This is a genomic window from Streptomyces sp. NPDC039465 (assembly GCF_055639315.1).
This window is the reverse complement of sequence record NZ_JBVKAP010000010.1, coordinates 207,394-219,709: the sequence shown is the minus strand read 5'-3', so window position 1 is coordinate 219,709 and position 12,316 is coordinate 207,394. Positions and strand designations below refer to the sequence as shown.

Genomic DNA, 12,316 nt, shown 5'->3' with positions numbered 1-12,316 from the left:
GCGCAGATGCGGCCAGGGGCGGTGCGCGGGGGCCTGGTGGTCAGGCGTCGGCGGCGGCGCCGTCTGCCTCGTCGACGAGCCGGGCGTAGACCTCGATCAGGCCGGCCCGGGAGTCGTCGAGGTACCGGGCGAGGAGCCGTTCGGCGGTGGCCCGTTCGCCGGCCCGCAGTGCGTCCAGGATCTCCCGGTTGCGTACGAGATAGGGCTCGTGGAGGGCGCGGAGGTCGGCCACGACATGGAAGGCCAGGCGGAGTTCGGCGAGGACGCCGCGCATGAGCTCGTCGGTGCGGGCGCTTCCGGCCAGGGCGACCAGTTCGCGGTGGAAGTGGATGTTGGCGGTGGAGACGCCTTTCCAGTCCTCCTCGCGGGCGGCGCGTTCGCCGTCGGTGACGGCGGCGAGGAGGCCGTCGAGGAGGTACGGGGGCTGCCCGAGGCCGTGGACGACGGCGCATTCGACGAGGCGGCGGGTGCGGTAGATGTCGGCTACGTCGGCGACGGCGAGGACCCGGACGAAGACGCCGCGGTTGAGTTCGTGGACGAGCAGGCGTTCGTGGGTGAGCAGGCGGAACGCCTCGCGGAGTGTGTTGCGGGACACACCGAGGGCGCCGCCGATGCTGTCCTCGGAGAGGCGGGTGCCAGGCGGGAAGAAGCCTTCGGCGATGCGGGTGCGCAGGATGTCCGCGACCCGTTCGGCCGTGCTGGTCCGTCCGAGGAGCGGGCGGTCGTCCGCCAGCTCGCCGATCCCGGCTCCGTTGGTGCTCACCGCGCCTCTTCTCCTCCGTCGTCCGCGGCCGAGTCAATCGCAGAAACCAGAACGAGACAACATGCCTCTTGTCGGATCGTTGAACAATCCCCTACGTTGACGACACCGCACGGCCCTTCGGTACGTCTCTCAGGCACGCTCCTCCCCCTCTGCGAGGTGCAGATGAGTACGGTTCAGACTCCGCGGTCCCTCCAGGGCGAACGCCCCGACGACACCGGCGCGTTCGCCTGGCTGCGCGCGCTCGGGCCGCGCGGCCGACGCGCGTTCGGCGGCGCCTTCGGCGGATACGCCCTGGATTCCTACGACTTCTTCACGCTGCCGCTGTCGATGGTGGCGATCGCCGCCTACTTCAGCCTCGACAGCGGCCAGACCGGTCTGCTCACCACGGTCACGCTGGTCGTCTCCGCCGTCGGCGGCGCGCTCGCGGGGATCCTCGCCGACCGCATCGGGCGCGTGAAGGCGCTGATGATCACGGTGATCACGTACGCGCTCTTCACCCTCCTGTGCGGCTTCGCCCCCAACTACGAGACGCTGCTGGTGTTCCGCGCCCTCCAGGGGCTCGGCTTCGGCGGCGAGTGGGCGGTCGGCGCGATCCTGGTCGCCGAGTACGCCTCCGCGAAGCACCGGGGCCGTACGCTCGGCGGCATCCAGAGCGCGTGGGCGGCCGGCTGGGCGCTGGCCGTGATCGTCTACACGCTGGTGTTCCACTTCCTCGACGCCGACACCGCGTGGCGCGTGATGTTCTGGACGGGCGCGCTGCCCGCCCTGCTGGTGGTGTACGTACGGCGCAACGTCGAGGACGCGCCCCAGGCGGCCGAGGCGCGCCGGGCGAGCGCCGAGCGCGGTTCGTTCACCGCCATCTTCCGCCCGGGCCTGCTGCGCACCACGTTCTTCGCGATGCTGCTCTCCACGGGCGTGCAGGGCGGCTACTACACGCTTGCCACCTGGGTGCCCACCTTCCTCAAGACCGAGCGCGGGCTGACTGTCGTGGGCACCGGCGGGTATCTGACGTTCCTGATCTCCGGCGCGTTCATCGGCTACCTCACCGGTGGTTACCTCACCGACCGGCTGGGGCGGAAGAAGAACATCGCGCTGTTCGCGGTCCTGTCGGCGCTGTGCATCCTCGCCTACACCAACATCCCTGCCGGGGCGAACAACCTGCTGCTCGTCCTCGGCTTCCCGCTCGGCTTCTGCATGTCCGCGATCTTCAGCGGCTTCGGTTCCTTCCTCGCCGAGCTGTATCCGACGGCGGTCCGCGGCACCGGCCAGGGGTTCACGTACAACACCGGCCGCGCCGTGGGCGCCCTCTTCCCGACCCTGGTGGGCTTCCTCGCGGACAGCTGGGGCGTGGGCGGCGCGCTGGTCTTCGGGGCCGTCGGCTACGGCATCGCCGTCGTCGCGCTCCTCGGGCTGCCCGAGACGCGCGGCAAGGAGCTCGTATGACCACCGGGACGGGGAGGGGGACGGTTCCGGTGACCGCGCGGGAGGCACGCGCGCGTGCCCGGGCGGGAGCGACCGGACCGACGGCCGGCTGGGCACCGGGCCACGCCCAGGTCAATCTGATCGCGGTGCCCGCGGACTGGGCGTACGACGTGCTGCTCTTCTGTACGCGCAACCCGCAGCCCTGCCCGGTGCTCGACGTCACCGACAAGGGGGCGTGGACCACGGTCCTCGCGCCGGGCGCCGATCTGCGGACCGACCTGCCGCGCTACCGCGTCTGGGAGGACGGCCGGCTGGTCGACGAGCCCACGGACGTGACCGCGCACTGGCGGCGCGATCTGGTGGCCTTCCTGATCGGGTGCAGTTTCACCTTCGAGGCGTCGCTCGCCGCGGCCGGGGTGCCGCTGCGCCATGTCGAACAGGGCCGCAACGTCCCGATGTACGTCACCGACCGGCCCTGCCGGCCGGCCGGGCGGCTGCACGGCCCGATGGTCGTCTCCATGCGGCCGGTGCCGGGGCCGCTCGTGGAGACGGCCCGGCGGGTCAGCGCGCGGATGCCCGCCGTGCACGGCGCGCCCGTGCACGCGGGTGATCCGGCGGCGCTGGGCATCGGCGACCTCGGCAGTCCCGACTTCGGCGACGCCGTGGCCGCCGAGCCGGGTGACGTACCGGTGTTCTGGGCGTGCGGGGTCACCCCGCAGGCGGCGGTAATGGCCTCCCGGCCGCCGTTCGCGCTCACCCACGCGCCGGGCCGGATGCTGATCACCGACGTCCGCGACGCGCACTACCGCGTCGCCTGACCAGGGCGGAGTCCCCACCCATGACCTGGACCTCGATCGACCTCAACGCCGACCTCGGAGAGGGTTTCGGGCGCTGGCGGCTCACCGACGACGAAGAACTGCTGTCGGTGGTCACCAGCGCGAACGTCGCCTGCGGTTTCCACGCCGGAGACGCCGCGACCATGCGACGGGTCTGCGCGCTCGCGGCCGAGCGCGGGGTACGGATCGGGGCCCAGGTGTCCTACCGGGACCTGGCCGGGTTCGGCCGGCGTTCGATGGACGTGCCGGCGGACGAGCTCACGGCCGAGATCGCCTACCAGATCGGCGCCCTGGAAGTCTTCGCCAGGGCCGCCGGGTCGCGGGTGTCGTATGTGAAACCGCACGGTGCGCTCTACAACCGGGTCGTCCACGACGAGGAGCAGGCCCAGGCCGTGGTCGACGGCGTGCTGCTGGCCGGTGCGCGGCTGCCGGTCCTCGGGCTGCCCGGCTCGCGGCTGCACGCCGTGGCGGAGAAGGCCGCGCTGCCGGTCGTCACCGAGGCGTTCGGCGACCGGGCCTACACACCGGGCGGCACCCTCGTGCCACGGGGGCAGGAGGGCGCCGTCGTCACCGACCCGGCCGCGGTCGTGGAACGGTCCGTGTCGCTGGCCCGGTTCGGGGTGGTCACCACCCGCTGCGGGCAGTCGGTCGCGGTACGGGCCCGCTCGCTGTGCCTGCACGGGGACACCCCGGGCGCGGTCGGGCTGGCCCGCCGGGTCCGGGCGCAGCTGGAGGCCTCCGGGGTCCGCGTGGAGGCCTTCGTATGAGGACCCTTCAGGTCGGCGACCGGGCGCTGCTGGTGGAGCTGGACAGCGGCGAGGAGGCCGAGGCGTTCCACGCGGAGCTGCTGCGCCGGCGCGCCTCGGGCACCCTGCCCGCCGTACGGGAGATCGTGCCCGCGGCGCGGACCGTGCTCCTGGACGGGCTTGAGCGGCCCGAGCGGCTCGCCGCGCAGCTGCCCGCGTGGGACGTTCCGCCGCTCCACGCGCGCGTGGCGGCCGCGATCGAGGTGCCGGTGCGGTACGACGGGCCCGACCTGGCGGCGGTGGCTCGGCTGTGGAGGGTGCCGGCCGAGGAGGCCGTACGGATCCACTCGACGGCCGAATTCCGCGTCGCGTTCTGCGGTTTCGCCCCCGGATTCGGGTATCTGACCGGGCTCGGTGAGCGGTACGCCGTACCGCGCCGGGACACCCCCCGTACGTCCGTACCGGCCGGTTCGGTCGCGCTGGCCGGACCGTACACCGGGATCTACCCGAGCTCCTCGCCCGGCGGCTGGCAGCTGATCGGGACCACTGACGTGACCTTGTGGGACGCGGCGCGGGAGCCCGCGGCCCTGCTCGCGCCCGGCACCCGGGTCCGTTTCGTCCCCGTACCGGCGGAGCACCGATGACCGACCGGGCGTTCGCCGTCGTACGGGCCGGAGCGCTGACCACCGTGCAGGACCTGGGACGGCCGGGCCATGCCCATCTGGGGGTGCCGCACTCCGGGGCGCTGGACCCGTATGCCGCGCGTCTGGTCAACCGGCTCGTCGGCAACGACGAGGACGCGGCCGTCCTGGAGACCACGCTCGACGGCTGCGCCCTGCGGCCCCGGTGCGCGGTCACGGTCGCCGTGGGCGGGGCGCCGTGCGCGGTACGGATCGACGGGCGCCCGACGGCCTGGGGGGCGGCCGTACGTGTCCCGGCCGGGTCGGTCCTCGACATCGGCCGCGCGGTGCGGGGACTGCGGTCCTACGTGGCCTTCGGCGGTGGCGTCGCGGCCGAGCCGGTCCTCGGCAGCCGCTCCACCGACCTCCTCTCGGGGCTCGGACCCGCGCCGCTGGCCGACGGCACCGTCCTGCCGCTCGGCCCGGCCCCCGCCCGGCCGCCGCACGCCGGCCCCACGCCCTGGCCTGGTCCGCCGCGCGAACTGGTGCTGCGGGTGCGGCTCGGCCCGCGCGACGACTGGTTCACCCCGGCGGCGCTGCGGACGCTCACTACGCGCGCGTACCGGGTGTCGGCGGCGGCGAACCGGATCGGGCTGCGCACGGAAGGTCCTGCCCTGGAACGGGCGGTCCCCGGGGAACTGCCCAGCGAGGGCATGGTCCTGGGAGCGGTACAGGTCCCGCCGGACGGGCGCCCGGTGGTGTTCCTCGCCGATCATCCGACGACCGGGGGCTACCCGGTGATCGCGGTGGTCCGGGGACAGGACCTCGCCCAGGCGGCCCAGGCGACGCCGGGGACACCGGTGCGGTTCGTAGCGGTGGGCGGGGCCTCGGCAGGGGGCACGCGCGCGTAGCCGCACGCTTCCTCAGACATCTGCTTTGTAAGAGCAGCGCTCGCAGAGTGAGCGGTGCTCCGGCCGCCGGGCCGCGAGGCGCTACGCGTCCTCCGCCCGCCCGTACCCTCCGCCGCCCGGCGTGGAGACCACGAGCACGTCGCCCGGGCCCACCTCGACCGTGTCGATGCCGCCCAGGCGTTCCAGGGTCCCGTCGGCGCGCTCGACGCGGTTGTCGCCGAGGGCGCCCGGCTCGCCGCCCGCCATGCCGTACGGGGGGACGCGGCGGTGGCCGGTGAGGAGGGTGACCGTCATCGGTTCCAGGAAGCGGATGCGGCGGACGGCTCCGTTGCCGCCGTGCCGGCGGCCTCGGCCGCCGCTGCCGTTGCGGACGGCGAAGGCGTCCACCCGTACCGGGTAGCGCCATTCGAGGACCTCGGGGTCGGTGAGGCGGGAGTTGGTCATATGGGTCTGCACGGCGTCCGCGCCGTCGAAGCCGTCGCCCGCGCCGGATCCGGAGGCGACGGTCTCGTAGTACTGGACCCGGTCGTTACCGAAGGTCACGTTGTTCATCGTGCCGGAGCCCTCGGCCTGGACGCCGAGGGCCGCGTACAGGGCGCCGGTGACGGCCTGCGAGGTCTCCACGTTCCCAGCGACGGTCGCGGCGGGCGGGACGGGGGCGAGCATGGAGCCCTCCGGGACGCGGATCTCCAGGGGTTCCAGGCAGCCGCTGTTGAGCGGGATGTCGTCGGCGACCAGGGTGCGGAAGACGTACAGGACGGCGGCCTTCACCACCGACGTGGGCGCGTTGAAGTTGTCATCCCGCTGCGGGGAGGTGCCGGTGAAGTCGAGCACGGCCGAGCGCCGCTCGCGGTCGACGCGCAGGGCGACCTGGATGACGGCGCCGCCGTCGGTCTCGTAGCGGTACGAGCCGTCGCTCAGCCCGGCGACGATCCGGCGGACGGACTCCTCGGCGTTGGCGCGTACGTGGCGCATGTAGGCGTGGACGACGTCGAGGCCGAACTGGTCGACCATGTGGCGCAGTTCCTCGATGCCCTTCTCGTTGGCGGCGATCTGGGCGCGCAGGTCGGCCAGGTTGGTGTCGGGGTCCCGGGAGGGGTGGGGGGCGCCGGTGAGCAGGGCGCGGGTCTCCGTCTCGCGGAGGCGCCCGTCGCGTACGAGCAGCCAGTTGTCGAAGAGGACGCCCTCCTCCTGGACGGTCCGGCTGAAGGCGGGCATCGAGCCGGGGGTGATACCGCCGATCTCGGCGTGGTGGCCCCGGGAGGCGACGAGGAAGCGGAGCACTCCCCCGTGCCCTCCCCCGTCGAAGACGGGGGTGACGACGGTGACGTCGGGCAGGTGGGTGCCGCCGTGGTACGGGTCGTTGATGGCGTACACGTCTCCGGGGCGCATGCCGGGACCGTTGCGGCGCAGCACCTCCTTGATGGACTCGCCCATGGAGCCGAGGTGGACGGGGATGTGGGGCGCGTTGGCGATGAGGTTGCCCTCGGCGTCGAAGAGGGCGCAGGAGAAGTCGAGCCGTTCCTTGATGTTGACCGAGTGGGCGGTGTTCTCCAGGCGGACGCCCATCTGCTCGGCGATGGCCATGAAGAGGTTGTTGAAGACCTCCAGGAGGACGGGGTCGACGTCGGTGCCGACGGCGACGCGGCCGGGCCGGGGCCGTACGCGGGTCAGCAGGAGGTGTCCGGTGCCGGTGGTGGCGGCCTGCCAGCCGGGGTCGACGACGGTGGTGGCGTCGGCCTCGGCGATGATCGCGGGGCCGGTGACGGTCTGTTCCGGCCGCAGGTCCTCGCGCCGGTACAGCGGGGTGTCGGTCCGTTTACCGGCGACGAACATGCCGACGGTCGCGCGCGGTGCGAGCGGGGTGCTCGGGCCGGTGCCGGGGGCGGTGACGGGGGCGTGGGGTCCGGCCGCGCCGATGGCTTCGACGGAGACGGCCTCGACGACGAGGGGCTTGTCCATGGTGAACGCGTACCGGGCGCGGTGTGCGGCGGTGAACGCGGCGGCCATGGCCTGCGGGGTGTCGAGGGCGACGGGCAGGCTGGCGTCGGTTCCGGCGTAGCGCAGCAGTACGCGCGCGTGGCTGGTGACGGCGTCGTCGGGGATGTGGTCCGCGCGCAGTTCGTCGCGGGTCTGCCGGGCGAGCTGGTCGCAGAGGGCCTGGACGCGGTCGGCGGTGCGGTCGTCGTCGAGGGGCAGCTCGACGGAGTGCTCGCGCATGGCGGTGGCGTCGGCGAGGCCGATGCCGTACGCGGAGAGCACCCCGGCGAGCGGCGGTACGAGGACGGTGTCGACGCTCAGGGCGTCGGCGACGGCGCAGGCGTGCTGGCCGCCCGCGCCGCCGAAGCTGGTGAGGGCGTAGCGGGTGATGTCGTGGCCGCGCTGGACGGAGATCTTCTTGACGGCGTTGGCCATGTTGAGGACGGCGATCTCCAGGAATCCGGCGGCGACCTCCTCGGGGGTGCGGCCGCCGCCGATGCGTTCGGCGAGGGCCTGGAAGCGTTCCCGTACGACGTCGGCGTCGAGGGGCCGGTCGCCGCCGGGCCCGAACACGGCGGGGAAGTGGGCGGGTTGGATCCGGCCGAGCATCACATTGGCGTCGGTGACGGTCAGGGGGCCGCCGCGGCGGTAGCAGGCCGGGCCGGGGACGGCGCCCGCCGAGTCGGGGCCGACGCGGTAGCGGCTGCCGTCGAAGTGGAGGACGGAGCCGCCGCCGGCGGCGACGGTGTGGATGCTCATCATCGGCGCACGCATCCTCACCCCGGCGACCTGTGTACCGAGTTCACGCTCGAACTCTCCGGCGTAGTGCGACACGTCGGTGGAGGTGCCACCCATGTCGAAGCCGATGACCCGCCCGAATCCGGCCTGTTCGGAGGTGCGGGCCATGCCGACGACTCCGCCGGCCGGCCCGGACAGGACGGCGTCCTTGCCGCGGAAGTGGGCGGCTTCGCGCAGGCCGCCGTTGGACTGCATGAACATCAGCCGGATCCCGGTGAGTTCGGCGGCGACCTCGTCGACGTAGCGGCGCAGGATGGGTGAGAGGTAGGCGTCGACGACGGTGGTGTCGCCGCGGGGCACGAGTTTGATGAGCGGGCTGACCTCGTGGGAGCAGCTGATCTGGGTGTAGCCGAGGGCGCGGGCGGCTTCGGCGACCCGGGTCTCGTGGCCGGGGTGGCGGTAGCCGTGCATGAGGACGACGGCGGCGCTGGTGAATCCGGCCTCGCGCGCGTGGCGCAGTTCTTCGGTCACGGTGTCGAGCCGGAGGGGGGTGACGACGGTGCCGTGGGCGTCGATGCGTTCGGGGACCTCGACGACACGGTCGTAGACGGCCTCGGGGAGCAGGATGCGCCGGTCGAAGAGGCGGGGGCGGTTCTGGTAGGCGATGCGCAGGGCATCCCGGAAGCCCTGGGTGATGACGAGGACGGTCGGTTCGCCGCGGCGCTCCAGGAGGGCGTTGGTGGCGACGGTGGTGCCCATCTTCACCAGGCCGACCCGGTCGGCCGGTACGGGCTCTTCGGGGCCGAGTCCGAGGAGGAGCCGGATGCCGGCGACGGCGGCGTCGTGGCGGCGGTCCGGGTCGTGGGAGAGCAGTTTGCGGGTGACGAGATGCCCGTCGGGGTGTCGGCCGACGACGTCGGTGAAGGTGCCGCCACGGTCGATCCAGAATTCCCAGCGCCCGCTCATTCCCCCATTCTGGCCGCGGGAACGTCCAGTGACACCGCCGCGAGGGCGGTGCGCAGGGCGTGTTCGGCGCGGTGGTCGAGGTGGGCGCCGGTGCCGCCGGCCCAGTGGCGCACTTCGGCGCCGGCGAGCCTCAGCAGCTGGGGCAGCAGGTCGTGGCAGCGGCGGGCGACCCAGCCGGTCCCGGCGGTGGCGAGCCAGAGCAGGGAGTCGGTGCGGCTGGGCGGGCTCTGGTCGGGTTCGCGGCGCGGGGCGGGGCCCTGGGCGAGGCCCTGGGTGGTGAGGAGGGTGTGGAAGCGGGCGGCGATCATGCGGTGGCCGCGTTCGCCGGGGTGGAGCCGGTCGGCGCTCCACATGGTGCGGTCGTCGACCCAGGTGGCGTCGGCGATGTGCAGATGGGTGGCGCCGTAGCGGGCGGACAGGGCGTGGACGACGGTGTTGACGGCCCGTTGGCGGCGGGCCAGGGGCCGGGCGAGCGGGGCGGGGAGCCCGAGCATGCCGCCGGGGTCGGGGAGGCAGGCGGTGAGGAGGTGGGCGCCGTGGCCGGTGAGGTCGGCGCAGACCCGGTCGAGGCGGCGGGCGAGGTCTTCGATGTCGAAGGTGCGTCTGAGGGTGTCGTTGACGCCGACGACGACGGAGACGAGGTGGGGGCGGTAGGCGAGGGCGGCCGGGGTCTGCTGTTCGGCGACGTCCCGGCACAGGGCGCCGCTGACGGCGAAGTTGCGGAACAGGGCGGGGGCGTGGGCGGGCCCAAGTCCGGCGGCGAGCAGGGCGGCCCAGCCCCGCCAGACGCCGTCGACGCGGTCCCCGACGCCTTCGGTGAGCGAGTCGCCGAGCGCGGCGAACCGCAGCGGGGCGGGCGGGTCCTCGCGCGCGTGGCGGCCGCCTATGGCGGGGTCGGTGATCGTCATGCCGGCGCTCCCTGCGGCGGGACGCGCAGCGGGGCGGGGGGCGCGTCATGGGCGGTGAGGAAGGCGGCGGTGGCCCGCTCCCAGGTGAAGAGCGCGGCACGCGCGCGTGCGGCGGCGCGCCGCTGCGTCTCGGACCGGGCGAGGAGGGTACGGACGGCGTCGGCGAAGGCGGCCGGGGTGTCGGCGGCGGGCAGGCCGGCGTCGCCGACGACCTCGGGGAGGGCGGAGGAGCCGCTCACCACGACGGGGGTGCCGCAGGCGAGGGCCTCCAGGGCCGAGAGGCCGAAGGTCTCGGCCGGGCCGGGGGCCAGGCAGAGGTCGGCGGCCGCCTGGAGGTCCGCCAGCGATTCCCGGTCGCCGACGTGGCCGAGGAAGCGGACGGGGAGCCGCTCTGCGCGGGCCCGGCGTTCCAGGGTGCCGCGCAGCGGCCCGTCCCCGGCGACCACGAGCGCGGCCTCGGTCCCGGTGGCGCGCAGTTCACCGAGCGCGTCCAGGGCCGTGCCGGGCCGCTTCTCGACGGACAGCCGCGAACACAGCAGGAGCAGGACGCGGGCGCCGTCGGCGTGCCGGGCGCGCAGGACGGTGCTGCGCCGGCCGGGACGGCAGCGGTCCAGGTCGACGCCGAGCGGGGCCCGTACGACGTTGCGTGCCCCGATCCGGACGAACTCGCGCTCGGCCCACTCGGTGGTGCAGACGATCCGCGAGTAGGCCCATGCGGTACGGCGGTTGAGCCGGTCCGCCGCGCGCGTGGCCGCGGCCGTGGGCAGGCCCCAGGTGCGCAGCACCCCGTCGGCGGTCTCGTGGGAGACCATCACGGACGGGATACGGGCACGCCGGGCCCATTCGCCGGTCCAGCGCAGGGTGGTGCGGTCCGATACCTCGATACGGTCCGGGGCGAGGCTCTCCAGGAGGCGGCGCAGCCAGCGCCGGTCGGCGAGGACGCGGTAGCCGCCGGTGCCGGGCAGGACGGGGCCGGGGAGGGTGATCACGCGGCCCTGTGCGGTGTGCCGGTCGCTGTCGGTGTCGCCCGGCACGATGAGGACGGGTTCGTGTCCGGCGGCGAGATAGCCGCGGCCGAGCTGGTCGAGGGCGGTGCGCAGGCCGCCGGATGTGGGGGTGACGAAGTTGGCGAGTCGGACGATCCGCAGGCCGGTCACGCGGCCACCGCCGTCCGCTCACGCAGGACCTCGGCGTAGTGGTCGAGGAGCTGGTCGCCGACGGCCGCCCACGTGCGTCCTTCGACGGCGGTCCGCGCGGCGCGTCCGTACTCCCTGCGCAGGGCGGGGGCGGCGGCGAGGAGGGCCACGGCGGCCCGGAGCGCGCCCGCGTCGTGGGGCGGGACGAGAAGGCCCGTACGGCCGTGGTCGACGAGGTCCAGGGGTCCGCCGGAGGCCGGGGCGATGACCGGTACGCCGCCGGCCATGGCTTCCTGGACGGTCTGGCAGAAGGTCTCGTACGGGCCGGTGTGGGCGAAGACGTCGAGCGAGGCGAAGATCCGGGCGAGGTCGTCTCCGGTGCGGCGGCCGAGGAAGTGGGCGCCGGGCAGGGCGGTGCGCAGGGCGGGGGCGCTCGGTCCGTCGCCGACGATCACGAGGCGGACGCCGGGCAGGGCGGCGACCGGGGCGAGGAGCTCGACGTGCTTCTCGGGGGCGAGCCGCCCGACGTACCCGACGAGCACCTCACCGCCGGGGGCGAGGGTGCGGCGCAGGGCGTCGTCGCGCCGGGCGGGCCGGAAACGCTCGGTGTCGACACCACGGGGCCACAGCCGCACGCGCGCGACGCCGTGGTCCTCCAGGTCGCGCAGGGCGGCGGTGGAGGGGGCGAGGGTGCGGTCGGCGGCGCCGTGGACCGCCCGCAGCCGCCGCCAGGCGGTGCCCTCGCCGGTGCCCATGTACGTGCGGGCGTAGCCGGCGAGGTCGGTCTGGTAGACGGCGACGGCGGGCAGGTGGAGCCGGGTGGCCACGGCCATGCCCCGCACCCCGAGGACGAAGGGGCTGGCGAGGTGGACGAGGTCGGCGCGGTGGTCGGCGAGGGCGGCGGCCACGCGCCGGCTGGGCAGGGCGACGCGGACCTGCGGATAGCCGGGCAGCGGCAGGGAGGGGACCCGCACCACGGGGCAGGGCGCGTCAGTGTCGTCCCCGGCGGGTACGGCCGGGGCTATGACGAGCGGTTCATGGCCGCGGGCGGCGAGGTGCCGGGCGGTCTGCAGGGCGCAGTGCGCCACTCCGTTGACATCGGGGGGAAAGGATTCGGTGACGATGACGACACGCATACCGGTGTTGTCGTCGCGCCCGGCGTGGCTCGGCCAACGTGGATCTTTCCGCCCGTGGAACGTCCTATGAGCGTTTGGGCGCGCGGCGTGCACCCGGGGCTCGGTGGTGCGGTTCCCCCGTCCCTGCGGCCGGTCACACCGCGGGCACGCGTCC

At 74.3% G+C, this 12,316-nt stretch carries 10 protein-coding genes; 5 read left to right on the top strand and 5 right to left on the bottom strand.

Annotated features, from left to right (window positions below; translation table 11 throughout):
- Positions 1–40: 40 nt before the first annotated feature.
- Positions 41–763 carry a GntR family transcriptional regulator gene (locus ACZ7LT_RS28930; protein ID WP_471239049.1) on the bottom strand — a complete coding sequence of 241 codons (723 nt, stop codon included), beginning with the start codon at positions 761–763 and terminating at the stop codon, positions 41–43.
- Between the two features lie 162 nt (positions 764–925).
- Here ACZ7LT_RS28930 and ACZ7LT_RS28925 point away from each other — a divergent pair, with 162 nt between their 5' ends.
- The 5 genes from ACZ7LT_RS28925 to ACZ7LT_RS28905 are packed head-to-tail and all read left to right on the top strand — an operon-like array spanning position 926 to position 5,298.
- Positions 926–2,206, top strand: coding sequence for an MFS transporter (locus ACZ7LT_RS28925; RefSeq protein WP_471239048.1), 1,281 nt, complete (start codon positions 926–928; stop codon positions 2,204–2,206).
- Positions 2,203–3,003 (top strand): putative hydro-lyase, encoded by an 801-nt coding sequence (locus ACZ7LT_RS28920; protein ID WP_471239047.1) that lies wholly within the window; start codon positions 2,203–2,205, stop codon positions 3,001–3,003. Before ACZ7LT_RS28925 ends, ACZ7LT_RS28920 begins: the two co-directional genes overlap by 4 nt.
- Positions 3,004–3,023: 20 nt before the next feature.
- Positions 3,024–3,788, top strand: a complete 765-nt coding sequence (locus ACZ7LT_RS28915) for a LamB/YcsF family protein (protein WP_471239046.1) — start codon at positions 3,024–3,026, stop codon at positions 3,786–3,788.
- A complete protein-coding gene (locus ACZ7LT_RS28910) occupies positions 3,785–4,411 on the top strand; it encodes a 5-oxoprolinase subunit B family protein (RefSeq protein ID WP_471239045.1) in 627 nt (208 codons plus the stop codon). The genes ACZ7LT_RS28915 and ACZ7LT_RS28910 overlap by 4 nt, the downstream gene beginning before the upstream one ends.
- Entirely contained in the window at positions 4,408–5,298 is an 891-nt protein-coding gene (locus tag ACZ7LT_RS28905) for a 5-oxoprolinase subunit C family protein (RefSeq protein ID WP_471239044.1), read from the top strand. Before ACZ7LT_RS28910 ends, ACZ7LT_RS28905 begins: the two co-directional genes overlap by 4 nt.
- Positions 5,299–5,379: 81 nt before the next feature.
- Here ACZ7LT_RS28905 and ACZ7LT_RS28900 read toward each other — a convergent pair whose 3' ends face one another.
- From ACZ7LT_RS28900 to ACZ7LT_RS28885, 4 genes are read right to left on the bottom strand one after another with little or no spacing between them, the layout of a single operon-like run.
- Complete coding sequence (locus ACZ7LT_RS28900; RefSeq protein ID WP_471239043.1) at positions 5,380–8,982, bottom strand: hydantoinase B/oxoprolinase family protein; 3,603 nt, start codon at positions 8,980–8,982, stop codon at positions 5,380–5,382.
- Positions 8,979–9,890 carry an SGNH/GDSL hydrolase family protein gene (locus ACZ7LT_RS28895; RefSeq protein WP_471239042.1) on the bottom strand — a complete coding sequence of 304 codons (912 nt, stop codon included), beginning with the start codon at positions 9,888–9,890 and terminating at the stop codon, positions 8,979–8,981. Before ACZ7LT_RS28895 ends, ACZ7LT_RS28900 begins: the two co-directional genes overlap by 4 nt.
- Positions 9,887–11,047 carry a glycosyltransferase gene (locus ACZ7LT_RS28890; RefSeq protein ID WP_471239041.1) on the bottom strand — a complete coding sequence of 387 codons (1,161 nt, stop codon included), beginning with the start codon at positions 11,045–11,047 and terminating at the stop codon, positions 9,887–9,889. The genes ACZ7LT_RS28895 and ACZ7LT_RS28890 overlap by 4 nt, the downstream gene beginning before the upstream one ends.
- Positions 11,044–12,162: a glycosyltransferase family 4 protein gene (locus ACZ7LT_RS28885; RefSeq protein ID WP_471239040.1), complete on the bottom strand. Its 1,119-nt coding sequence runs from the start codon at positions 12,160–12,162 to the stop codon at positions 11,044–11,046. Before ACZ7LT_RS28885 ends, ACZ7LT_RS28890 begins: the two co-directional genes overlap by 4 nt.
- Positions 12,163–12,316 lie beyond the last annotated feature (154 nt).